Source organism: Gemmata sp., from assembly GCF_051859125.1.
Lineage (GTDB): Bacteria > Planctomycetota > Planctomycetia > Gemmatales > Gemmataceae > Gemmata.
Window position 1 is genome coordinate 1 of the sequence record NZ_JBHYGG010000023.1, and the last position, 23147, is coordinate 23147.

14 protein-coding genes are annotated in these 23147 nt (G+C 74.7%); 9 read left to right on the forward strand and 5 right to left on the reverse strand.

The window, feature by feature from the left end; all coding sequences use genetic code 11:
- Positions 1-113 precede the first annotated feature (113 nt).
- From ACTIGN_RS03495 to treZ, 4 genes are all read left to right on the forward strand, one after another.
- Positions 114-2936 (forward strand): hypothetical protein, encoded by a 2823-nt coding sequence (locus tag ACTIGN_RS03495; RefSeq protein ID WP_439621355.1) that lies wholly within the window; start codon positions 114-116, stop codon positions 2934-2936.
- Between the two features lie 245 nt (positions 2937-3181).
- On the forward strand, positions 3182-4036 hold the full coding sequence (locus tag ACTIGN_RS03500) for a polysaccharide biosynthesis/export family protein (protein WP_439621357.1): 855 nt from the start codon (positions 3182-3184) through the stop codon (positions 4034-4036).
- Between the two features lie 154 nt (positions 4037-4190).
- Positions 4191-6407: a glycogen debranching protein GlgX gene (gene glgX, locus ACTIGN_RS03505; RefSeq protein WP_439621359.1), complete on the forward strand. Its 2217-nt coding sequence runs from the start codon at positions 4191-4193 to the stop codon at positions 6405-6407.
- A 123-nt stretch (positions 6408-6530) separates the two neighbouring features.
- A complete protein-coding gene (gene treZ / locus ACTIGN_RS03510) occupies positions 6531-8429 on the forward strand; it encodes a malto-oligosyltrehalose trehalohydrolase (RefSeq protein ID WP_439621361.1) in 1899 nt (632 codons plus the stop codon).
- A 14-nt stretch (positions 8430-8443) separates the two neighbouring features.
- Here the strand turns inward: treZ and ACTIGN_RS03515 are convergent, their stop codons facing one another.
- From ACTIGN_RS03515 to ACTIGN_RS03535, 5 genes are all read right to left on the reverse strand, one after another.
- Positions 8444-9394 carry a class I SAM-dependent methyltransferase gene (locus ACTIGN_RS03515; protein ID WP_439621363.1) on the reverse strand — a complete coding sequence of 317 codons (951 nt, stop codon included), beginning with the start codon at positions 9392-9394 and terminating at the stop codon, positions 8444-8446.
- Positions 9395-9490: 96 nt separating this feature from the next.
- Positions 9491-11050 (reverse strand): hypothetical protein, encoded by a 1560-nt coding sequence (locus ACTIGN_RS03520; RefSeq protein WP_439621365.1) that lies wholly within the window; start codon positions 11048-11050, stop codon positions 9491-9493.
- 127 nt (positions 11051-11177) lie between these two features.
- On the reverse strand, positions 11178-11942 hold the full coding sequence (locus ACTIGN_RS03525; protein ID WP_439621367.1) for a sugar transferase: 765 nt from the start codon (positions 11940-11942) through the stop codon (positions 11178-11180).
- 94 nt (positions 11943-12036) lie between these two features.
- Entirely contained in the window at positions 12037-12483 is a 447-nt protein-coding gene (locus tag ACTIGN_RS03530) for an STAS domain-containing protein (RefSeq protein WP_439621369.1), read from the reverse strand.
- A 2550-nt stretch (positions 12484-15033) separates the two neighbouring features.
- A complete protein-coding gene (locus tag ACTIGN_RS03535; protein ID WP_439621371.1) occupies positions 15034-15819 on the reverse strand; it encodes a WecB/TagA/CpsF family glycosyltransferase in 786 nt (261 codons plus the stop codon).
- A gap of 16 nt (positions 15820-15835) precedes the next feature.
- Between ACTIGN_RS03535 and ACTIGN_RS03540 the strand changes: the two genes are divergently transcribed.
- The 5 genes from ACTIGN_RS03540 (at position 15836) to ACTIGN_RS03560 (ending at position 23004) form a co-directional block, all read left to right on the forward strand.
- Positions 15836-16867: a glycosyltransferase family 2 protein gene (locus ACTIGN_RS03540; protein WP_439621373.1), complete on the forward strand. Its 1032-nt coding sequence runs from the start codon at positions 15836-15838 to the stop codon at positions 16865-16867.
- Positions 16864-18306, forward strand: coding sequence for an oligosaccharide flippase family protein (locus ACTIGN_RS03545; protein ID WP_439621375.1), 1443 nt, complete (start codon positions 16864-16866; stop codon positions 18304-18306). Before ACTIGN_RS03540 ends, ACTIGN_RS03545 begins: the two co-directional genes overlap by 4 nt.
- Positions 18303-19826, forward strand: coding sequence for a hypothetical protein (locus tag ACTIGN_RS03550; protein ID WP_439621377.1), 1524 nt, complete (start codon positions 18303-18305; stop codon positions 19824-19826). The genes ACTIGN_RS03545 and ACTIGN_RS03550 overlap by 4 nt, the downstream gene beginning before the upstream one ends.
- A gap of 62 nt (positions 19827-19888) precedes the next feature.
- Positions 19889-20884, forward strand: coding sequence for a glycosyltransferase family 2 protein (locus ACTIGN_RS03555; RefSeq protein WP_439621379.1), 996 nt, complete (start codon positions 19889-19891; stop codon positions 20882-20884).
- On the forward strand, positions 20881-23004 hold the full coding sequence (locus ACTIGN_RS03560) for an NAD-dependent epimerase/dehydratase family protein (protein ID WP_439621381.1): 2124 nt from the start codon (positions 20881-20883) through the stop codon (positions 23002-23004). Before ACTIGN_RS03555 ends, ACTIGN_RS03560 begins: the two co-directional genes overlap by 4 nt.
- The last annotated feature ends 143 nt before the right edge of the window (positions 23005-23147 follow it).

The window sequence follows — 23147 nt, forward strand, 5'->3', positions numbered from 1 at the left end:
ACGCCGGAAGCGGTTGGCGAGCCGCCACGGAGGGCGGCCCCTCCCAGAAGGCTCGGGGTTGGTTTGTTGGGGGCGCCCTCCGTGGCGGCCCGCCAGCCACTTCGAGCGGATCTTTGCAAGATCTCGGCCGAGGGCCAGCCAATTCATATGAATCGCAGTCGTCTAGCCGCGGGCCGATCCGCACCCTCGTCCGGTGCGCCGCGCCGCGACCGGCGCAGGAGAAGAAGCCGACCGACCCGCCCGCGAAGACGGACGCGCCGAAGAAGGACGACGAGGGCCCGACGACGCTCGACGCCACCATCCGGCTCCGCGACGTCGACGTGGCGCAGCTCCTCGAGAAGCTCCAGATCAAGATGGACTACAAGATCGGCGGGAAGGTGACGGTGGTCGCGTCGGTCGCCGTCCCGGTCGCGTCGGCGGCCAACACCGGCGCCTACCAGTTCTCGGGCGAGGTCACGTCGCCGGCGCTCACGTTCGAGGGGCTCACGGTCCGCGACGTCGCGGCCAGGATGGTCTACACGAACGGCAAGCTGTCGCTGACCAACCTGAGCGGCAAGATCGACCAGCCGGGGAAGTTCGGGCTCGCGCCGGGGAGCTTCAAGGGCAGCGCGACGATGGCCGTGACCCCGGCCGGCGACGCGACCGCGAACCTGACCATCGACAACATCCCGCTGGGGCAGATCGCGCGGGCGCTGCCCGGCGTGGACCTCGCCGTTTCCGGCACCGTCTCGGGCAAGGTGGACCTCAAGTCGCAGTACGAGAAGCTCTGGGACCCGACCGTGTGGAGCGGCACGGCCGTCCTCACGTCGAGCGAGATCGTCGCCGAGGGGCGGACCATCAAGGACGTCAAGTTCTCGGCCGCACTCGCCAAGGGGGTCCTCACCATGACGGAGGCCCGGCTCACGCTCGAGGGCATCCCGGTCACCGGCGAGGCGACGCTCGGCGTGTCCGACAAGTACCCGTTCACCGCCGTCGTGCGGACCACCGGCACCGAGGTCACCGACCTGCGGAAGCTCGTCCCCGAGGCCGGGTTCAACGCCGCCGTCGAGGGGGTGCTGGAGACCGAGTCGAAGGTCACCGGCACGCTGTCGCCGGTGTCGTTCGCGGCGTCCGGCACGGTCACGGCGAAGAAGCTCACGCTCGGCCGGTCGTCCGCCAACCACATCGCCGCGAAGTGGGCACTCACCGAGGACCGCGTCACGCTCACCGACCTGAAGGCCGACGTCTTCGGCGGCACCATCACCGGCAGCGCCGACGTGCCGTTCGCGGCCGACAAGGCCGGCAAGTTCGAGGTGAACTTCAAGGAGGTGGACGTCGGCCTCGCCTCCGAGCTGGTCCCCGACCCGCCGGTCCGCGTCACCGGGAAGGTGACGGGGAAGGTGAGCGGCGCGATCCCGCCCGCGAAGGCCGGCGAGCCGCGGGTCGGCAACATCGCCCTCGACGTCACGGCCCCGAAGCTCACCGTGCAGGGCATCCCGGCCGAGCGGCTCGTCGGCAAGGCGGCGCTCAAGGGGAAGGTGCTGGAGTACGAGCTGGAGGGCAAGACGCTCGGCGGGTCGTTCGAGCTGAAGGGCCGCTACCCCGGCCAGAAGAAGGACAAGGCTCCGGCCGGTGGGGCGAACGACCGCGGGTCGCTCAAGGTCACCGGCATCGACCTTTCGCGGATCGCCACCGATATTGGGTTCCAGTCGCTCGCCCCGCTGCGGGGCCGGATCGACGCGAACTTCGACTTCGACAACGACCTCTCGACCGGCTCGGGCCGCGTCGCGATCACCGGCGTGCGGTGGGGGAACGAGTTGCTCGCCCGCGAGGTCACCGGCGTGCTGGTGATGCGCGACGGCGTGGTCGATCTGTCGGACTTCGCCGGGCGGGTCGCGGGCGGCGAACTCCGCGCCCGTGCCCGGGTGTACGTCAGCGACCCGCGGCGGAACTTCTTCAGCGTCGCGCTCTCTCGCGTGGACGCGAAGCAGATGCTGGCGCTGGCCGGGGCCGACGCCGCCGACCTGATCGACGGCCCGATGACGCTCGTGGCCCGCGGCCGCCTCGGGGGCGAGACCCGCGTCTCGGGGAGCCTGTCGCTCCCGCGGGGGAGCGTCGCGGGCGTCGCGGTCACGGACCTCGTCGTGCCGTTCGAGGTGTCCACGGCCCCGGGCGGGTACGGGCGGCTGTCGGTCCAGAACGCGGTCATCAACGCCGGGAACGGCCGCGTGCAGCCGACCCTGACGGTCGACTGGGGCTACGGCGGGATGCGGGTGGACGGCCGCATCCGGTTCATCAACGTGCCGATCGCCGCCGTGGCGCCGCAGCTCGGCGAGAACGCGCTGCTCGGCAGCGGCCGCATCACCGGCCGGTTCGACCTCGGCGGGCAGAACGTGCGGTCCGCGGCCGACCTAACCGGGAACCTGGTCGCGGTCCTCAACAACACCTCGGTCCGCGAGATCCCGGTCCTGCGGCAGGTCACGCCGTTCCTGAACCCGGCGGGGCTGGTGAAGCCGTTCCAGTCCGGCGACGTGCGGGGCAGCCTGTCGAACGGCGTGTTCCGCATCGACCGCCTGGCGCTGGCGAACCCGACGGCCCAGGTGTTCGCCGAGGGCACGATCACGACCACCGGCCGCATCGACCTGACCGTCGTCGCGCACACCGGCACCATCGGCCCGAGCACCCGGGGGCTGCGGCTGTTCGGGCTGCGGCTCCCGCTCATCGGCCCGGTCCCGGTCGGCCTGATCCGCGACGTGAGCGACTTCCTCTCGAACCGTACGGTCCGCCTCACGGTCACCGGGACGACGAGCAACCCGGTCGTGCGGGTGAACGTCGGGGCGCTGCTCCGCGAAGAGGCCGTGCGGTTCTTCCTGAGCCGGTACGTCGTGCCGGCCGGGGCCGCGGAAGTGCTCGGCCTCGGCGGGCTGGGCGCGCTCGGCGCGTCGGACGACAAGTGACACGCGACCGCCCGTGGCGAGCCGGGAGCGTCAGTGACCGGAGCTCTTGGTCAGCGCCCACCTCCGGTCCCTGACGCTCCCGGCTCGCCGGGCACCTGGGTCTCTCGACCGCCGGCCGGGTCGCACCGCCAATCTGTCGGGAAAGCGAGAAGAAGGGGCGGTGCCGGTTGGATCGGTTGAAGGAGGAGAGCGGGGCGGCCCGATAACACTGACGATCCTGGTAATCCGGGCAAGGAGTCAGTGCCATGGGCAAGCGCGTGCGGTTGGGGGTGGCCTTCGGGTTGTGGGTGTTCGCGGTGACCGGGTGCTCCACGATCGGCGACACGCTCGGGTTCAGTTCGCCGTCGTACCCGCTGACGAAGACGGCCAAGGAGATCCGCGACACGGTCCCGGTGCCGGCACCGGTGGCCCGCGAGCTGGCGATGGAGCTGCTGCCGACGCACATCGTCGAGCCCGGCGACACGCTCCTCGTGCAGCCGGTCGAACTCGACGCCCCGGTCCGCCTGCCGCCGGACCAGTTGGTGCAGCCCGACGGCACCATCGACCTCGGCCAGTTCGGCCGGCCGGTGGTCGCGGGCTCGACGCTGGCCCACATCGAGACGCAGATCCGCGACATCATCCGGGCGAAGCAGAAGGAGCCGGTCGCCGTCACCGTGCGGCTCCTCTCCCGGCCCGGGAGGGTGTTCTACGTGCTCGGCGAGGTGAACGCCCCCGGCGCGTTCCCGATCACCGGCCGCGACACGGTCCTGTCGGCGGTCACGCAGGCCGGCGGGCTGACCCGCAAGGCGTCGGAGCAGAACATCATCGTGTCGCGGCCCACCGTGCCCGACGGGTGCCGGGTGGTGCTGCCGGTGTGCTACACGAACATCGTGCAACTCGGCGACACGACGACGAACTACCAGCTCCAGTCCGGCGACCGCGTCTACGTGTCGAGCAAGGGGACGCTGGAGGGGCTGCTCCCGGCCCGGTGCCAGAAGCCGAACGCCGCGTGCGCCCGGCCGCAGGCGTCGTGCTTCGGCGGCGGGTGCGCCACCGGGTGCGCGGCTCCCGGCGGGGCCGTCGCGATCCCCGCCGCCCCGCCGGCCCCCCCGGCGCAGTGACGCGGCCGGGCGGGCCCCCGGTGCCAGCGAGGGGGGCGCCCCACCCCCTCGCTGGCACCAGGGGTCGCACGAATACCCGTTCGCTAACTTAACTCCTCGTGGCGCGCGATTCGCATCCGTCGGGGCGAGCGCACGCCACGCAGGAGTTGCCGCAATGCGAGTCTGGCCAGGACGACCGTACCTGCTCGGTGCCACGTGGGACGGCACCGGGGTGAACTTCGCCGTCTTTAGCGAGAACGCCACCAAGGTCGAACTGTGCCTGTTCGAGAGCGCCGAGGCCCGGTCCGAGCGGCGGATCGAACTCACCGAGCGCACGGACCAGGTGTTCCACGCCTACCTCCCCGACGCGCTCCCGGGGCAGTTCTACGCGTACCGCGCCCACGGCCCGTACGAGCCCGAGGCGGGGCACCGGTTCAACCCGAACAAGCTCCTGTTCGACCCGTACGCCAAGGCCGTCGGCCGCGGGGTCGCGTGGGACGACGCACTGTACGGGTACACCATCGGCGACGAAGCGGTGGACCTGTCGTTCGACCCCCGGGACAGCGCGCCGTACGCGCCGCTGGCGATGGTCGCCGACACCGCGTTCACCTGGGGCGACGACCGCCCGCTGATGCACCCGTGGCACGAGACGCTCGTGTACGAGGTCCACGTCAAGGGGTTCACCAAGCAGCTCCCGGGGGTCCCCGACCACCTCCGCGGCACCTACGCGGGCCTCGGGTCGGCGGCGGCCGTGCGGCACCTCAAGGCGCTCAACGTCACCGCCGTCGAGCTGCTCCCTGTCCACTACCGGGCCGACGACCGGCACCTGGGCGAGCGGGGGCTGACGAACTACTGGGGGTACAACACGCTCGGGTACTTCGCGCCGGACCCGCGGTTCGCGACCGCCCCGGACCGGGCCGTGTGGGAGTTCAAGTCGATGGTCCGGGCGCTGCACGCGGCCGGCATCGAGGTGATCCTCGACGTGGTGTACAACCACACCGCCGAGGGGAACCAGTGCGGCCCGACGCTGAGCTTCCGCGGGCTCGACAACGCAAATTACTACTTCCTGTCGCCCGAGCACCCGCGGTACTTCATGGACTTCACCGGGTGCGGCAACACCCCGCGGATGGGGCACCCGCGCGTGCTCCAGCTCATCACCGACAGCCTGCGGTACTGGGTCCAGGAGATGCACGTCGACGGGTTCCGGTTCGACCTGGCCACGGCCCTGGCCCGCGAGTCGGTCGACGCCGACACCCTCGGCGCGTTCTTCCGGGTCGTGCAGCAGGACCCGGTGCTGTCCCGGGTGAAGCTCATCGCCGAGCCCTGGGACACCGGCCCCGGCGGGTACCTGGTGGGCAACTTCCCGCACGGGTGGGCCGAGTGGAACGGCGAGTACCGCGACGCGGTCCGCGAGTTCTGGTCGGGCACGGCGGTCACGGCCGAGCGGCTCGCGCTGCGGCTGTGCGGGTCCCCGGACCTGTACGACCGGACCGGCCGGAAGCCGCACGCGAGCGTCAACTTCGTGACGTGCCACGACGGGTTCACGCTCGCCGACCTCGTCGCGTACGAGAAGAAGCGGAACGAGGCCAACGGCGAGGAGAACCGCGACGGCGAGGGCCACAACCGGAACTGGAACTGCGGGGCCGAGGGGCCGACCGCCGACCCCGAGGTGCTCGCGGTCCGCGAGCGGCAGCGGCGGAACCACCTCGCCACCCTGTTCCTGTCGCAGGGCGTGCCCATGCTCCTGGCCGGCGACGAACTCGGCCACACCCAGCGCGGCAACAACAACACGTACTGCCAGGACAACGAGCTGACGTGGCTCGACTGGGAGCCGTCGGCCCCGCGGGCCGCGTTCCTGGAGTTCGTGAAGAAGCTGACCCGGCTGTGGCGGGAGCAGCCGGTGCTGCGGCGGCGGACGTTCTTCCAGGACCGGCCGATCCGCGGCGAGGGCGTGGGCGACGTGTCGTGGTTCAACCCGGTCGGCAAGGAGCTGAGCGAGGGCGACTGGCACGAGCCGACGCACGCCCTGGCGATCCGCCTGGCCGGCGACCTGATCCGCGAGCCCGACGAGCGGGGCGAGAGGGTGGCCGGCGACACGCTGTACGCGGCGTTCAACGCGGCCCCCGACGCCGTGCCGTTCACGCTCCCGGCCACGCACCCGCGGCACGTCTGGGAGGTGCTGTTCGACACGGCCGACGACGACCGGCGGCCCGAGGTGTTCGACGGCGGGCACCAGTGCCGGCTCGCGTCGCGGTCGGTGGTGCTGTTCCGCACCCGGCCCCGGGTCGAGCGCGAGCCGGCCGTGACCCCGCTCCAGGCCGAGACCCTGCGGAAGAAGGCCGACCCCGCGCCCCGCCCGCTCCCGGTGCCGACCGACCCGGCGAACCCGTAGGCGGGTGGAGTGCAGGCGCATCGCTCCGCGAGGCGCCCCCGACGTGACGACCCGCACCGGTGAGCCGCGACACGCGGCCGGTGCCACTCGCGGAGCGAGTGCCCTACCTTCTCGGACCCCCCCATGACGCACCCGCCGGAACCGCCCGCTGTCGCCCGCCGCTACCCGGTCGGGGCCGAGGTCGCCCCCGCGGGCACGCACTTCCGGGTCTGGGCCCCGATCCGCTCGCGGGTCGAGGTCGTCGTCGAGGGCGGGCCGGCGGTCCCGCTCCGGGCCGAGCCCAACGGGTACTTCGAGGGCCTCGCGCCCGGCGTCGGGGACGGCGCGCTCTACCGGTTCCGGCTCGACGGCGGCCCGGGGCTGTTCGCCGACCCCGCGTCGCGGTTCCAGCCCGAGGGGCCGCACGGCCCGTCCCAGGTCGTCGACCCGCACCGGTTCGACTGGACCGACGCCCGCTGGCCCGGGGTCCCGCAGCGCGGCCAGGTGTTGTACGAGATGCACATCGGCACCTTCACGAAGGAGGGGACGTGGGCGGCGGCCGCGGCGCGGCTCCCGGAGCTGGCCGCACTGGGCGTCACCGCCGTCGAGGTGATGCCGGTGGCCGACTTCCCCGGGCGGTTCGGCTGGGGGTACGACGGCACCTGCCTGTACGCCCCGACGCGGCTGTACGGCGCGCCCGACGACTTCCGCCGGTTCGTGAACGCGGCCCACGGCGCGGGCGTCGGGGTGATCCTCGACGTGGTGTACAACCACTTCGGCCCGGACGGGAACTACATCCGCGAGTATGCCCCGCAGTTCCTGAGCACCCGGCACACGACCGAGTGGGGCGAGCCGTTCAACTTCGACGGGCCGGACGCGGGGCCGGTCCGCGAGTTCTTCGTCGCCAACGCCGGGTACTGGGTCGACGAGTTCCACGTCGACGGGCTCCGGCTCGACGCGACCCAGGCGATCTACGACGACTCGGAGGACCACGTCGTCGCCGCGATCGGCCGCGCGGTGCGGGCGGCGGCCCGGGGCCGGGCGACGTTCGTGATGGCCGAGAACGAGCCCCAGGACGCCACCATCGTGCGGCCCCCGGGGGCCGGGGGGTATGGGCTCGACGCGGTGTGGAACGACGACCTGCACCACGCGGCCCGGGTCGCGCTCACCGGCAAGAACGAGGGGTACTTCATGGACTACCTGGGCACGGCCCAGGAGTTCGTCAGCGCCGCGAAGTGGGGGTTCCTGTACCAGGGGCAGCAGTACCGGTGGCAGAACCGGCGGCGCGGCCGCCCGGCGCTCGACGTCCCGCGGCACCAGTTCGTCGCGTTCCTCGAGAACCACGACCAGGTCGCCAACTCGGGCCGCGGGCTGCGGGTGAACCAGGTGACCAGCCCGGCCCGGTTCCGCGCGCTGACCGCGTACCTGCTGCTGATCCCCGCGACGCCGATGCTGTTCCAGGGCCAGGAGTACGCCAGCACGCGGCCGTTCCTGTACTTCGCCGACCACCACGCCGAGCTCGCGGCGCTGGTCCACACCGGCCGCCGGGCCGCGATGCGGCTGTTCCGCAGCCAGGCCGGCCCCGAGGGGATGGCCCTGGTGCCCGACCCGGCCGACCCGGCGACGTTCGAGCGGTGCAAGCTGGACCACTCCGAGCGCGACGCGCGGCCCGAGTGGGTCGCGCTCCACGCCGACCTGCTCGCGCTCCGCAGGTCCGACCCGGCGTTCGCGTCGGCGGACCTCGACGGCGCGGTGTTCGGCCCCTCGGCGTTCGTGCTGCGGTTCTTCGCGGCCGACGGGGAGGACCGGCTGCTGATCGTGAACCTGGGCCGCGACCTGCACCTGAACCCGGCCCCGGAGCCGCTGCTGGCCCCGCCCGAGGTCGGCGCGCACTGGCACGTCCTGTGGTCGAGCGAGCACCCGAAGTACGGCGGGTTGGGCACCGCCCCGCTGGACACCGACGACAACTGGCGGATCCCCGGCGAGGCGGCGGTCGTGCTGGCCGCCCGGCCCCGCCCCGCGGCCGAGGGGGCCGCGCCGTAACGGGGCCGGGCGGGCTACCGCGGCACGGTCCGCGCGACGACCCGCACCGAGTCGTACTTGTACCGCGAGCGGGCCAGCGCCGTGCGGGCCAGCAGCGCCCACGCGCCGAGGGTGCCGCCCGCCGGCGGCGCGCCCGCCCCGCGGCGGGCGAACACCGACCGGGTGTGCCGCTCGTTCTCGATCCAGGGCCGCTGGAACTGGCGCACGTACCCGGTGTACTCGGTCGCAACGGGGGCGAGCCCGGCGCGGGAGCACGCGGCCCGGAGGCTGTGCGGGGTGAAGAAGTTCAGGTGCCGCGGCACGTCGAGCCACGACCACGCCGCGCCCGCGGCCCGCAGGCCCGCCGCATCGTTGTTCGGCGTCTCGACCACGAGGGTCCCGTTCGGCTTCAGCTGCCCCGCGGCGACCCGCAGCGCCTGGACCGGGTCGAGGCAGTGCTCCAGGACGTGCTGCATCAGGACGAGGTCGAACGTGCGGCCGCCGATCGCGGCGGGGGGCTCCTCGGCGGTGCCGTCGTGGACCTCCAGCCCCCGCTCGGCGGCGACCTTCCGCGCCGCCGGGTCGGGGTCCACGCCGACCACCGCCCACCCGCTCCCTTGCAGCCCGGCGAGCAACTTCCCGTCGCCGCACCCGAGTTCGAGCGCGGACCCGGTCGCCCGGCCGGTCGTGGCGCGGAGGGTCTCGGGGGTCACCTCCCACCCGTGGTCGGCGCGCCACGCGAGGTGGACGCGGAGCCGCTCGAGGAACCCCCGGCCGCGGCCGCCGCCCGCGACGTCGGCGTGGTGGGTGTAGTACTCGACGTCGTAGAACGCGGGGATCTCGTACTTCGCCGGCCGCGGGTACAGTTGGCCGAACTGGCCGGCCGCCGACCAGTACAACCGGTACGCGGTGCCCTCGTCGGGCCGCCGCCAGTCGCACGGCACGAGCATCCACGGGGCCATCGCCCCGCCGGTCAGGGGGCACACGGGGCCCTGAGTCACCGATCCGCGAGCGGTCATAGGCGGCCTCTGAAGGGCGTACCGAGTTCAAGGTCCGACGCGGGCGGGCGGATCGGGGCCCCGTCACACCAGTTCCGGGGCGCGGCCGGCCGGCGGCGACTCGACCACGGTTGTGGGCGGTTGGGCCGCGACCAGGCCCGCCCGGTCGGCCGCGTGCCGCGGGGCCCCGGCGGCCCTCGGCGGCGCGCCCCACCGGGTCAGAGCCTTCGCCAGGAACCGGCCCGCCCGCCGCACGTTGGTCGCCAGCCGCGACGTCTGGGTCTGGTACACGTCCACGAGGAGGCGGTCCTCGGCGGCCGGGGGGGGCGGGCATAGCGCCGCCTCGGAGATGAGGCCGGCGGGGGCGCGGAGGATCGGCGGGTACTGGAGGCCGTGCTCCCGCATCGCGGTCCGGCGGCGGGGCGGCAGGCCCACGAGCCGCAGGTTCCCCAGCGCCACGCTGCCCAGGGCGGGGAGCAGTTCCAGGACCAGCCCCCGGAACGTGGCCGGGACCACCCAGCCCCGCTCCTCGTCCGCGTCCTGCGGGGGGACGAGCGCGTACGCGGTGCCCAGTTCCCACGTCGATTCGGCCGCCGGCGCGGGCGTGGTCACGAACCGCCGCGGCCAGAACACCGGGCCGGGCCGCGTCAGCCACAGCCACAGTGCGGCCGCGAGGACCACGGGGGCCGCCGCGACGAACGCCGCGCCCGCCAGCAGGGGCTCCAGGCCGGCGACCAGGGGCAGCCCGGTGGCGAGGCGATCGAGGAGCCGGCGGTCGATAGTCGCGACGGTCCGCACCCGCGGGTTCACGAGGCACCGGCCGTCGGCGATCACGCCCGACAGCTCCACCCCCGTCCCGACGTAGGTGCCGCCGCACACGGTCGCGTCCCGCACCCGCGCGTCCCGGTCGATCATGCAGTTCGGGCCGACGGCGGCGTACGGGCCGACGACGGCCCCGGGGCCGATCACCGTGTTCTCCCCGATGAACACGGGGGGCACCAGGGTGCCCGAGGCCGCCACCCGCGTGTTCGGGGCCCGCCACACGCCGGGCGCGGCCTCCTGGGCCGTCACCAGCACGCAGGGGACCTCGCCGCGCAGGAGCCGCGCCTGCGCCTCGGCCACGTCGGCGACCGACCGGAGCGCGACCGGCCGGCCCACGTCCACCCACTTCAGCCCCTGCTCCGCGAGGGCCGGGCCGAGGTCGCGGAGCGCCACGCCGGCGGCCGCGGCCAGCTCCCCGCCGCGGACGACGGCCCACCCGGACCACTCGCCCGGCGCGCCGAACAGCAGGCCGGGCGGCGCGGGGCGGAGCACCGTCGGCAGCGCCGGGAGTCGGTCGGCCGTGGCGACGAGGACGTACTCGGTCTCTTCGACCAGGGTGCGGAGGACGCCCCCGGGGGCGTCCGGGTCGGCGATGAGGTGGTACGCGAACGCGCAGCCCCACCGGGTGCCGTCGCCGAAGTGCTCGGCCACGGCGTCGGCCCCGCGCCCGAGGACGAACTGAACCTCCCGCACCCCCCGCCGGGCGACCGCCTCCACGACGTGCTGGAGGAACGGCCGGTCCAGCAGCGGGAACAGCGCCACGCACGGGACCGACGGGCAGGCCGAGGGCTTCTGCTCGGGGACGATGATGACGGCCTTCATGCAATGGGCTTCCTGCGGACCGAGGGGCGGAACACCAGGGGCGGGCGGGCAGACGTCGGAGCGGCCCGCGGCCCGCGTCTCTGCCTCCGGACGGCCCGTCCCCCGGTCGGTACACCGGTCGGCGGCGTCAGTACGCGCCCCGGCCGAGGACGACCGCCGGGACGGTGAGGACCAGGATCTTCAGGTCGGTCCACAGCGACTGGGTCTCGATGTACTGCACGTCGAGCTCGAGCTGCCGCGCGAACGGGATGTCGCCCCGGCCCATGATCTGCCACAGGCACGTCAGCCCCGGGGCCACCTCCAGGCGGCGCCGGGCCTTCATCGTGTACTTCTCGACCTCCTGCACCACCGGCGGCCGCGGCCCGACGAGCGACATCTCGCCCTTGAGCACGCACCACAGTTGCGGCAGCTCGTCGATGCTCGCCTTGCGGATGATGCGGCCGATCCAGGTGACCCGCGGGTCCCGCTTCATCTTGAACGTCACGCTCTCCTTGTGGTCGTTGTGCGCCACCAGCCGGGCCTTGAGCTGCTCGGCGTTGACGACCATCGACCGGAACTTGGGGAACCAGAACAGGCGGCCCCAGCGGCCGACCCGCTTCTGCCAGAACAGGACCGGGCCGCGGTCGTGGAACTTGATGAGCGCGGCGACGGCCAGGAACAGCGGGGCCAGCGCGACCAGCAGGCCCGCGGCCCCGACCACGTCGAGCGTCCGCTTGGCGAGCGCCCGCAGCCGGCCGTGCGCCTCCCAGGAGGCGCGGTTGTACCAGACCCGGGCGCGCTCGACCCGGGCCAGCAGGCCCGGGGCGGCCTCGGACACGCGGAGCGACAGGCCCTCGAGAACGGGAACAGTCGGAAGGCTCAGGGCCGGTGGGTAGGGGGCAGCGATCAACATGGGTGTCACTCGGGCTATGTGCGACCGTTAAATACGGGATGAAGGAAGAGAGGTAGGCAGGCGAGCGGGTCCCGGCCGGGCCGGGACCGGTGGCTCACGCGACCCCGGCGTGCCGGCGGGTGTGGAAGATGTCGGCCAGACGGTGGACCCCGGCGGCCGCCAGCAGGACGCGAACCGGCTGGGTCGGCCCGCACAGCCGCAGGGCCACGCCCCGCTCGCGGCACACCCGGGCCAGCGACGTGATCGCGAGCAGCCCGGTGACGTCGATCGAGGTCACCTCGCTCACGTCGAGCACGACCTGGGCCTTGGTCAGCGCGAGCCGCGCGGCGTGCCGCCCGAACGCGGTCGCCCGCTCCCCCGTGAACGCCGGGCCGGGGCACGCGAGGACCGCGATCCCGTACCGGGGCGCGGCCCCGCCGTCCGGGGCCGACTTCGGCGGGGCGTCCCACGCCAGGCGGTCCGCCAGCGGCGGCAGGTCGGGAACCCGACCCTCGGCCCCGCGGCCCTGTTCGAGGAGGTGTGCTTCGTGGTGAATCGTCATGGCGGGATCCGAGGATGTAACTGGCAGGATGATGGCGGATCGGGGGGCACCGAGGTTCCCCGCGGCCCGGGATGAGTATCGCAATCTCCTTGCCAAACTCGGGGGAGATTGCCGACACGGCCCCGAACCGGTCGCGCCGCCGACACCGGTTGCGCGCTTCAAATGCAGCGTTCGCCGGCCCTCGACGACTCGTTCGCGGCCGCGAAACTTCATCCCCGGTCCGAACCCGGCGGGCGGGCACCGTCGTGCCGCCGCCTGCGCAGTTGGCCCGCGGGCGGCCCATTTCACGTGCAGCGTCGGACCGTCTTTCCGATTTCACGGTCCGGGTCCGGCGGGCGGCACGCGATGAGCATGTCCCGTGGCGACACGTCTGCTCGCCGGGCGGGTCTCCACGCCCGGACGGGCGCGACCGGGTCCGCCGCACGACCCCGCGACCATGAACGAGGACCATCGATGCCCACCCCCGCGGACCCGCGAACCGCACCGCCCGCCGACCCCGTTCTCGTCCCCGAGTACCTCCTGGCGCCCCTCCGCCGGTGGAAGCTGGTCCTCCTGTGCGGCGCGGCCGCGGCCCTCGCGGCGGGGGCCGCGGCCGCCCGGTTCTCGCAGCACCTGTGGCCGGTGGAGACCACCATCGTGTACACGCCGCTGGCGCTCGGCGGCCACGCGGACTACGTGCCCCCGAGCCCGCAGACCCTCATCAGCCTCGTGAAGTCGCAGCAGCGGCTCGAGAAGGTGGCCCGGGAGCTGGACCCGCCGGTCCCGGCCCGGGCCCTCGACCGGGCCGTCAAGGTGAACCAGCAGGCCAACGTCGACGCGGTCCGCCTGGCGATCGACTGGCCCGACCCCGACGCGGGCCGGGCCATCGTGGACCGCATCGCCGACGAGTACATCCGCGACACCGCCGCGCTGCGGCGGGACCAGATCCAGCAGGCGCTCGCCATGCTCCGGGCCGAGCAGGCGGGCCACGCCCGGGCGCTGGCCGAGGCCCGCGCGGCCTACGACGCACTGCCCGAGCGGGTGACCCACGCCCGGCTCGCCGTCGAGCGCGAGCGGGGCGCGGCCGCGGCCACCACGATGACCACCGACCTGAACCTCACGCTCGAGAAGCTCGCCGCGTGCCAGACCCAGTTGGCCCGCGCCCGCGAGATGGAGCGGGCCGCCGCGGCCGGCACGCCCGCGGCCGAGGACGCCGGGTACCGCGAGCGGAAGCAGGTGCTCGTCGACGCGCTCCGCGGGTGCCAGGCGAAGCTCCAGGAGATCGACGTCGAGACCGCGTCGCGGAAGAAGGAACTGGTGGGCCTGCAGCGGCTCGTGGACACCGGCGTCGGGTCGCGGGCCGAGCTGTCCCGGGTGATCGCCGACATCGACCTGCTGGGCACCCGCCGCCGGAGCGAGGCCGCGGCCGCCGCCGAGCACGCCGCGGAACTGGCCGACCTGCCGCTGCGGCACGCCCGCCGCCTCGTCTCGCAGCACGAGACCGAGCTCGCGGGCCTGGAGCTCCGGGCCGCGGCGCTGCGGCGGGGCCTGGACCAGAGCCGCGCGGACATGGTCCGCACCGGCGAGCTGAGCGCCGCCGAGGAGGCCGCGCGGCGGAAGCTCGACCAGGCCGACGCCGACGCCCGGGGCGTGACCGCCCGGGTCGCCGCGCTGGAGCGGCTCCGCGACGGCCCGGCGGCCGAGTTCGCGGCCGTCCACCCCGCGGCCGTCACCGGCCCGCCGGCCTCGAACAAGAAAGTGATCGGCGTGTTCGTGTTCGCCGGGCTGCTCGGCCTGTCGCTGCTCGGCATCGTGGGGCACGCCTGGTACCGGCAGCCCCCCGGGGCGAAGCACGCCACCTACGGCCTCCCGGTCCTGGCCGCGGTCGAGGGCGACGCGCCGGGCCGGACCGCCGCGCACGCCTCGACCGAGGCCCGGCGGCTGGCCCTCCAGCTCCGCGAGCCGGTCCGCAACTCGGGCGGGGTGATCCTGTGCGTGGCGGCCGACGCCGGCACCCGCACCGACGACGTGGCCTGGCAACTCGCCCGGTACCTCGCACTGGCGGGCGAGGGCGTGCTCATCCTCGACACGCGGGTGACCGACGTCCCGGGCCGCGCCCTCGGGCCCGCCGGGCGGGACTCCTCGGCCAACCTCGGGCGGGCGGCCGCCCAGGCCGGCCTCGCGCACTGCCTCCAGAACCGGGCGTCCGACGCGGCGGCGCTGGTGACCAAGACCGACGCGACCGGCGTCGCGTACCTCCCGGCCGGGCGGCCGTTCCCGGACCCGGACCAGCTCGCCTCGGCGTTCATGCAGGGGCTGCTCGTCCGGTTCGCCGAGCGGTACGACCGGGTGATCCTGCTGGGCGACCCGATCCAGAACTCGCTCTCGGCCGAGATCCTCGCGGGGTACGCCGACGGGGCCCTCGTGGTGTGCCGGCGGGACGGCGAGGAGACGGCCGAGGGCCGGGCCGCCGTGGCCGCCATCCGCGGGGCCGGCACCCCCTGGGTGGGGGCCGTCGTCCGCGCGGCGGGCGCGGGCGAAGGGGACGAACTCCCCTTCGCCGTCGAGGTCTCAGCCCCCGGCGACGCGGGCGCGGCCGGGGCGGGCGAACAACCGGCGGGCGAGGAAAGCGGCGTCTTCCGCATAACGCGGGGCCAGCCGGCGGGGCTCCGTTCCGACGCGCCAGGCCCATTCCAGTCCCAGCCGCTGGACCAGTCGCGGGGCGCGGCGCACGCGGCCGACCAGCATGTCGAGGGACGCACCAATCTGAAGGCTCACCGTCGGTCCTAGCGCGGGCAGGTGCTCGGCCAGCCACCGCTCGCCCTTGGGCTGGCCGAACGCCACGAACAGCAGGTCCGGCGCGGCGGCCCGGACGCGGGCGAGCAGCGCGGCGGTCTCGTCCCCGGACAGCGCCCGGAACGGTGGGGCCTCCGCCCCGACGACGCTCAGCCCCGGGTACCGCGCCGCGAGGACCGCGGCGGCCTCCTGGGCGACCCCCGGAGCCCCGCCGAGCAGGAACACCCGGCCGCCCCGCGGGGCGATCCGACCGCACAGGGCGGGGACCAGGTCGGACCCCGCGACCCGCTCGGGCACCGGGGTCCGGGTCCGGCGCGAGGCGAGCACCAGCGGCCACCCGTCGGCCACGACCAGGGCCGCGGACCGGTTCACCCGGGCCAGGTCCGGGTGGCGCGCGGTGAGCATGGCGTAGTGCAGGTTGGCCGTGACGACGAGCGCCGCCTCGCGGGCGGCGATCAGGGCCTCGACGGCGTCGAGGGTCTGGTCGAAGGTGAGCGGGGCGAGCGGCAGGCCCCACACGTTGACCGGCTGGGGCCGGGCGGCGATCCCGGGCGTGGACATGGTAGGAGGTCTCCAGATGGATTCAGCGGCCGAACCCGACCGCCCCACGCGAGCCTGCACATCGCGGGCCGCCGCGCGGGTCGCCGTCGTCGTGGTCAACTACAACACGGCCGGCCTGACCGTGGACTGCCTCGCGTCGCTCGCCACCGAGCCGGGCGTGCGGGCGGTCGTGGTGGACAACGCCTCGCCCGACGGGTCCGGGGCGCGGATCGCGGCGGCGATCGCCGCGAACGGCTGGGGCGGGTGGACCGAGTTCCTCCCGGCCGGGCGGAACGGCGGGTTCGCGGCCGGGAACAACGTCGCCCTGCGGGCGATCTTCGCGGCCGCCCCGGCCGACCGGCCCGACTACGTCCTGCTCCTGAACCCCGACACGGTCGTCCGGCCCGGGGCGGTCGCGCGGCTGGTCGAGTTCCTCGACGCGCGGCCGCGGGCCGGGATCGCCGGGAGCCAGCTCGAGTACCCGGACGGTACCCTGCAGGAATCGGCGTTCCGGTTCCCCACGGTCGCGTCGGAACTCGAGAACGGCCTGCGGCTGGGGCTCGTGAGCCGCGCCCTGGCGCGGTACGTCGTGGCCCCGGTGCCGCGGGCCGACCCGCACCGGACGCACTGGGTGTGCGGGGCCAGCATGCTCGTGCGCCGCGAGGTGTTCGAGCGGGTCGGGTTCCTCGACGAGGGGTACTTCCTGTACTTCGAGGAGGTGGACTTCTGCCGCCGCGCGGCGCGGGCCGGGTGGGAGTGCTGGGCCGTGCCCGCGAGCCGGGTCGTCCACCTGCTCGGCCAGGCGACCGGGATGAGCGACGCGGCGAAGGTGACGCGGCGGGTGCCGCGGTACTGGCTGGAGGCGCGGCGGCGGTACTTCGTGAAGCACCACGGCCCGGTGCGGGCGTGGGCGGCCGCGGCGCTCTGGGCCGCGGCCCGGGCGACGTGGCGGGTCCGCCGCCGGCTCCAGGCCAAGCCCGACCCGGACCCCCCGCACCTGCTCGCCGACTTCGTCCGGTTCAACCTGCTGACGGCCCACCCCGCACCCGCGCCCGAGGTGACCCGATGAGCGGCCGACGTGTCCTCCGCGGGACGGTCTGGACCGTCGCCGGGTACGCCGCGGTGCAGGTGTTCCGGTTCGGGTTCAACATCGCCCTGGCCCAGATGGTCGCCCCGCAGGCGCTCGGGACCATGGCCCTCGTGGGCCTGTTCATCCAGGGGCTGGCGATGTTCTCCGACCTGGGGATCCGCCAGTGCGTGGTGCAACACGCGCGGGGCGACGACCCGGCGTTCCTGAACACCGCGTGGACGGTCCAGGTGCTCTGCGGCGCGGCCCTGTGGGCGGGCTCGGCCCTGCTCGCGTGGCCGATGGCCGCGTTCTACGGCGAGCCGGCGCTGCTGTGGCTGGTCCCGCTCGCGGGGCTCGCGGGCCTCGTGGGCGGGTTCGCGTCCCCGGCCCTGTGGACCTACACCCGCGAGGTCCGCCGCGGGCCGCTCGTCCGCCGCGAGGTGGGCGTGTACGTCGCCGCGTACGCGGCCGTGCTGGCGGCCCTCTCGGCGGTCCGCGCCCGGTGGCCGGGGGGCGAGGCCCGCGACCTGGAACTGGCCATAATCGCCCTCGGGGCCGTCGCCGCGGCGCTCGGCGAGGTGGCCCTGAGCTACACGCTGCGGCCCGTGGCGCGGCCCCGGGTCGCGTGGGAGCCCGCGGCCCGCCGTGAGCTGCTCCACTTCGGCAGCTGGGTGTTCGTCAGCAGCACCTGCACGTTCTTCGCCGCGCAGGCCGACCGCCTCGCCGTCGGGAAGCTGTCGCTGGAGACCCTCGGGGTGTACCACATCGCGGTGGTGATCGCGGCGCTGCCGGCCGGGGTGCTGGCCGCCCTCGGGGCGCAGCTCGTGTTCCCGCTCGTGAGCGGGGCGATGCGCGACGGCGAGCCGCTCGGGGCCGTGTTCCCGCGGGCGCACCGGGCGATGGTCGCGGCCGCGGCGCTGCTCATCACCGGCATGGCGTGCGTCGGCCCGGCGGCCGTGCGGCTCCTGTACAACGACCAGTACGCCGAGGCCGCCGCGTACATCCGGCTCCTCGCGGTGCCCGCCTGGATCACCGCGCTGCTCGTCCCCGGCGAGTTGACCGTGCTGGCGCTGGGGCACACGCGGACCCTGGCGCTGGCCCAGGCGGTGCGGCTCGCGTGCGTGCCGGTGTTCCTGTTCGCCGGGTTCGAACTCGCGGGCCTGCCGGGGCTGATCCTCGGCGTCGCGGCCGCGGAGGCGGTGCGGTACGCGGTGATCGCCGCGGCCCTCCACCGCGCCGGGGTCACCGCGGTCCTCGAGGACGCCGGCGTGACGCTGCTCGCGGCCGCGCTGTTCGGCCTGTACGTCCTGGCCGAGGGCGCGGTCGGGGCCGCCGGCGGCCGGGTCGCGCTGCCGCTCGCCGCCGGGGTCGTGCTGACGGCGGTCTGGGCCGCCGTGTACGCCGCGTGGGCCGCCCCGGCGGAGGGCACCGAGCCATGACGCTGCTGGGCCGCCTCGCCATTCTCGCCGCCGTCCTCGTGCCCGTCCTCTTGATGCGGCGGTACCCCGGGCACCGAACGGTGATCGGCGCGTACGTCCTCGGGACGCTGTTCCTCCCGGAGTACGGGGCCGCCGACTACGTCGAGGGCGTACCGAAGCCGATGGGCGTGGCCCTGGTCCGGCTGACCAAGGAGAACGCCGTCGGCCTCGGGCTCCTGGCCGGGTCGGTGCTGTTCGACGCCCGGCGGTGGCTCGCGGCCCGCCCGCGGTGGTTCGACCTGCCGGTGCTCGCGTGGTGCGGCGGCGCGGTGGCCACGGCGCTCGCCAACAGCCTCGTGTACGACGACCCGATCTCCGGGTACGTCCCCGTCGGGGCCGGGCCGGTCAGCGGCGCGCTGGCGGTCCTCGACTACTCCGACCTGTACGAGGGGCTGGTGCAGGCGGCCGAGGTCACCCTCGCCTGGGGCCTGCCGTACCTCCTCGCGCGGCTGTACGTGACCGACGGGGCGAAGCTCCGCGACCTGGTCCTCGCGGTCGTGATCGGGGCGGCCGCGTACGCGCCCCTGTGCCTGCTCGAAACCGTAGTGAGCCCGCAACTGCACCGCTGGGTGTACGGGTTCCACCAGCACGAGTTCGGCCAGAGCATCCGGTTCTCGGGGTACCGGCCGATGGTGTTCATGGAGCACGGCCTGGCCGTCGGGTTCTGGATGGTCGCCGGGGCGGTCGCCGCCGCGTGGCTGCGGGCGAACGGGGCGCTGAAGGTGGTCCCGCTGCCGGGCGGCCGGCGGGTGAGCGGCCTGTGGGTCGCGGTCGGCCTCGCGGTGGTCGCGGTGGCGTGCAAGTCCACCGGGGCGCTCGCGCTCGGGGCGGTCGCGGCGGCGGCGCTGTTCGCGGCGCGGGCCGCGGGCCGCTCGCTCCCGGTCGTCCTCGTGCTGTGCGCCGCGCCGGCGTACTGCTTCGTGCGGACCCAGGGGGCGTGGGACGCGAACGAGGCGCTGGTGTTCATCGACTCGGCCGTCGGGGCCGACCGGGCGCAGTCGCTCGCGTTCCGCCTCGAGAACGAGAACGTGCTGATCGCCAAGGCGCTGGAGCGGCCGGTCCTCGGGTGGGGCGGGTGGGGCCGGAACCGCGTGTTCGACGAGTACGGCCAGTCCACGACGGTGGCCGACGGCCTGTGGGTCATCACCCTCGGCAAGCGCGGGCTCGTCGGCCTCCTCAACGTCGGGGTGGTGCTCATCCTCCCCGTGGCCCTCGTCCTCGTCCGGTACGGGGGGCGGCTCTGGACCGACCCGGCCGCCGCCGCGACCGCCGCCGCCGCGGTCGTCCTCGCGGTGTACTCGATCGACTGCGTGCTGAACGCGATGTTCAACCCGGTCTACGTGCTGATCGCGGGCGGCCTGATCGGGCTGCGGCCGGAGGCAACCGCCCCGCCCCCGCCCGCCGAAGCGGCCGCCGCGGGGTGGCGCGTCAAACCGGCCCGGCCCGTGCCGCGGCTCCTCCGGCGGGTGCGGCGGCCCTGACCCGGCACCGGGTTTGCTCCTACCGGCCCCGGAGACTCAGAGCCCCGGCCCAGGAGCCCGAGATGAGCCGCGTCGGAGTGGTCGCGATCGGTCGCAACGAGGGCGACCGGCTCCGGCTCGGGCTGCAGTCGGTCGCCGGCCGCGCGGTCGTCGTGTACGTGGACTCGGGCTCGACCGACGACAGCGTCGCCACCGCCCGCGGGCTCGGCGTCGAGGTCGTGGACCTCGACATGTCCGTCCCCTTCACCGCGGCCCGCGCCCGCAACGCCGGGTTCGACCGGCTCCGCGAACTGTGCCCCGACGTCGAGTACGTGCAGTTCATCGACGGCGACTGCGAGGTCGCCCCGGCCTGGCTCGACCGCGCCGCCGCCGAACTCGACCGCCGGCTGGACCTCGCCGCGGTGTGCGGCACCCTGCGGGAGCGGTTCCCCGACGCCTCCATCTACAACCGGTTCCGCGACATCGAGTGGGACATCCCGCTCGGCGAGGTCAAGGCGTGCAGCGGGAACATGTTCGTCCGCGCCTCGGCGACCGTCGCGGTCGGCGGGTTCGACCCCGGGCTGATCGCCGCGGAGGACGACGAGTTCTGCCTGCGGCTGCGGCGCGCCGGGTGGAAGATCGTCCGCCTGCCCGACGACATGGCGACGCACGACGCGGCGATGACGCGCCTGAGCCAGTGGTGGAAGCGGGCGGTGCGGTGCGGGTACGCCTACGCCAACGGCGCGGCGCTGCACGGCCGCGGCCCGGAGCGGCACTTCGTCCGCGAGCAGCGCCGCGTGGCGGTCTGGGGGCTCGGCGTCCCGGTGGCGGCGCTCGGGCTGGCGTGGCCGACGGCCGGCGCGAGTCTCGCGCTGCTCGCCCTGTACCCGCTGCAACTCGCCAAGACGTACTGGGGGCTGCGGACGCGCGTGCCCCGCCGGCGGCACGCGCTGGCCTACGCGGCGTCGTGCGTCGCCGGGCGGTTCCCCGAGGCCGTCGGCCTCGCGAAGTTCTACCTCGGGCGGGCGCGCGGCGCGCCGGCCCGGATCATCGAGTACAAGACCAAGGGGACGGTGTGAATTCGCCCACCATCCGCGTCGGCCTGCTCGGGGCCGGGTACATCGCCGACTGGCACTGCAAGGCGCTGCGGTCCGTCCGCGGCGCGCGCGTCGCGGCCGTGTGCGACCAGAGCCCCGACCGCGCCGCCGCCCTCGCGCAGAAGTGCGGGGCCGAGCGCACGTTCGCGACCCTGGACGACATGCTCGCCGCGGCGAACCTCGACGCGGTCCACGTTCTGTTGCCGCCGACCGCCCACGCGGCGGCCGCCCGCACGCTCCTCGACCGCGGCGTCCCGGCGTACATCGAGAAGCCCCTGTGCGTGCGCGCCGACGAGTGCCGCGACCTCGCCGACCGCGGCGGCACCGGCGCGACGCTCGCCGTCGGGCACAACTTCCTCTTCGCCCCGGGCTACGAACAACTGAAGGCCGACCTCGCGGCCGGCCGGCTCGGGCGGGTCGAACACGTCACCGTGGTCTGGGCCAAGGAGTTCGGCCAACTCCGCGGCGGGCCGTTCGGCGCGTGGGTGTTCCGGCACCCCGGGAACATCATGCTCGAGGTCGGCCCGCACCTCGCGGCGCACGTTCTCGACCTGTGCGGCCCGGCGGACCGCGTGGCGGCCGAGGCGCTCGACCCGGTGGCGCTGCCGAGCGGCGGCGCGTTCTACCGCCGCTGGCTGGTGACCACGCACCACGGCCGCGCGACCGCCGACGTGCGGGCGTCGTTCGGCCCGGGGTTCACCGAGCACCGCGTCGAGGTCCGCGGCACGGCCGGCACCGCGGTCGTGGACTTCGAGGCCGGCACCTACGTCCTGCGCCGCCGCACCCACCTCCCGGCCGACTTCGACCGCTACGCCCGCACCCGCGCCGAGGCGAAGGCGATCACCCGCCAGGGGCGCGGCGCGCTCGCCCGCTACGCCCTCTCGAAGTTGAAACTCGCGAAGGACGGCAACCCGTTCGGGGCGAGCATCGCCCGCGCCGTGCGGCAGTTCTACGCGGGGCTGGGCGGCACCGCCGACCCGCGGCTGACGGCCGCGTTCGGCGCGTCGGTGGTGAACCTGTGCCTCGATGTCGCGCGCGCTGCGGGCCACGACCCGGAAGCCGTGGCGCCCGCTCCGGCGCTTGTCGCCAGCGCACCGAAGCCCGACCCCGACGTGCTGGTCCTCGGCGGCACCGGGTTCATCGGGCGCGCGCTGGTGAAGCGCATGGCGGCGGCCGGCCGGCGCGTGCGGCTCCTCGCGCGCGACCCGTCGTCGGTTCCCCAGGAACTGCGTGCGGCCGGTGTGGACGTGGTCCGCGGCGACCTGGGCCGGCCCGGCGACCTGGCGCCGGCGCTCGGCGGCATCACGGGCGTGGTCCACCTCGCGCGGTCGAACTCGCGGACGTGGGCCGAGTACCTCCGCGACGACGTCGGCGTGACGCGCGCGATCGCGGAAGCGTGCCTGGCCGCGGGCGTGAAGCGGCTCGTGTACACGGGCACGACCGACAGCTACTACAGCGGCCGCAACGAGGTCATCACCGAGGCCACCCCGCTCGACCCGAAGATCCACCGGCGGAACCTGTACGCCCGCGCCAAGGCTGAGGCCGAGCGCGAGTTGCTCGAGTTGCACCGCGACCGCGGCTTACCCGTGGTGATCGCGCGGCCGGCCATCGTGGTCGGCCCCGGCGGCGACCCGCACCACTGGGGCATCGGCTCGTGGGCGTCGCCCGACACGTGCCACCTGTGGGGCGACGGCACCCGGCCCGTGCCGCTCGTTCTCGCCGACGACGTCGCCGCCGCGCTCGTGCGGTGCCTCGACGTTCCCGGCATCGAGGGCGAGGCGTTCAACCTCGCGGCCGACGCCACCGTGACGCCGCTCCAGTACCTCGCGGCGATGTCCGAGGCGCTCGGCACGTGGATCGACGCGCGGCCGCGGTCGCCGCTGAGCTACTACGCCGGCGACGCGGGCAAGTGGCTCGTGAAGTGCCTCGTGCGGCACCCCGAGCGCCGCGCGCCGAGCTACCGCGACTGGAAGAGCCGGACGTACCGCGCCCGGTACGACTGCTCGAAGGCCAAGCGCGTCCTCGGCTGGGCGCCCGTGTCGGACCGCGACGCGCTTCTCGCCGAGGGGGTCCGCCGCGCCGCCGCGGAGTGGAGTTCGTGATTGGTGGCACGGGCCTCCGGCCTGTGAAGGCCAACACCGGCCGGAGGCTGCTCAGTTGAAATCCACTCGGGGTACGCATGAAGTGGCCGGCGGGCCGCCACGGAGGGCGGCCCCTACCGATCCGTTTGTCCTTGATTTGTAGG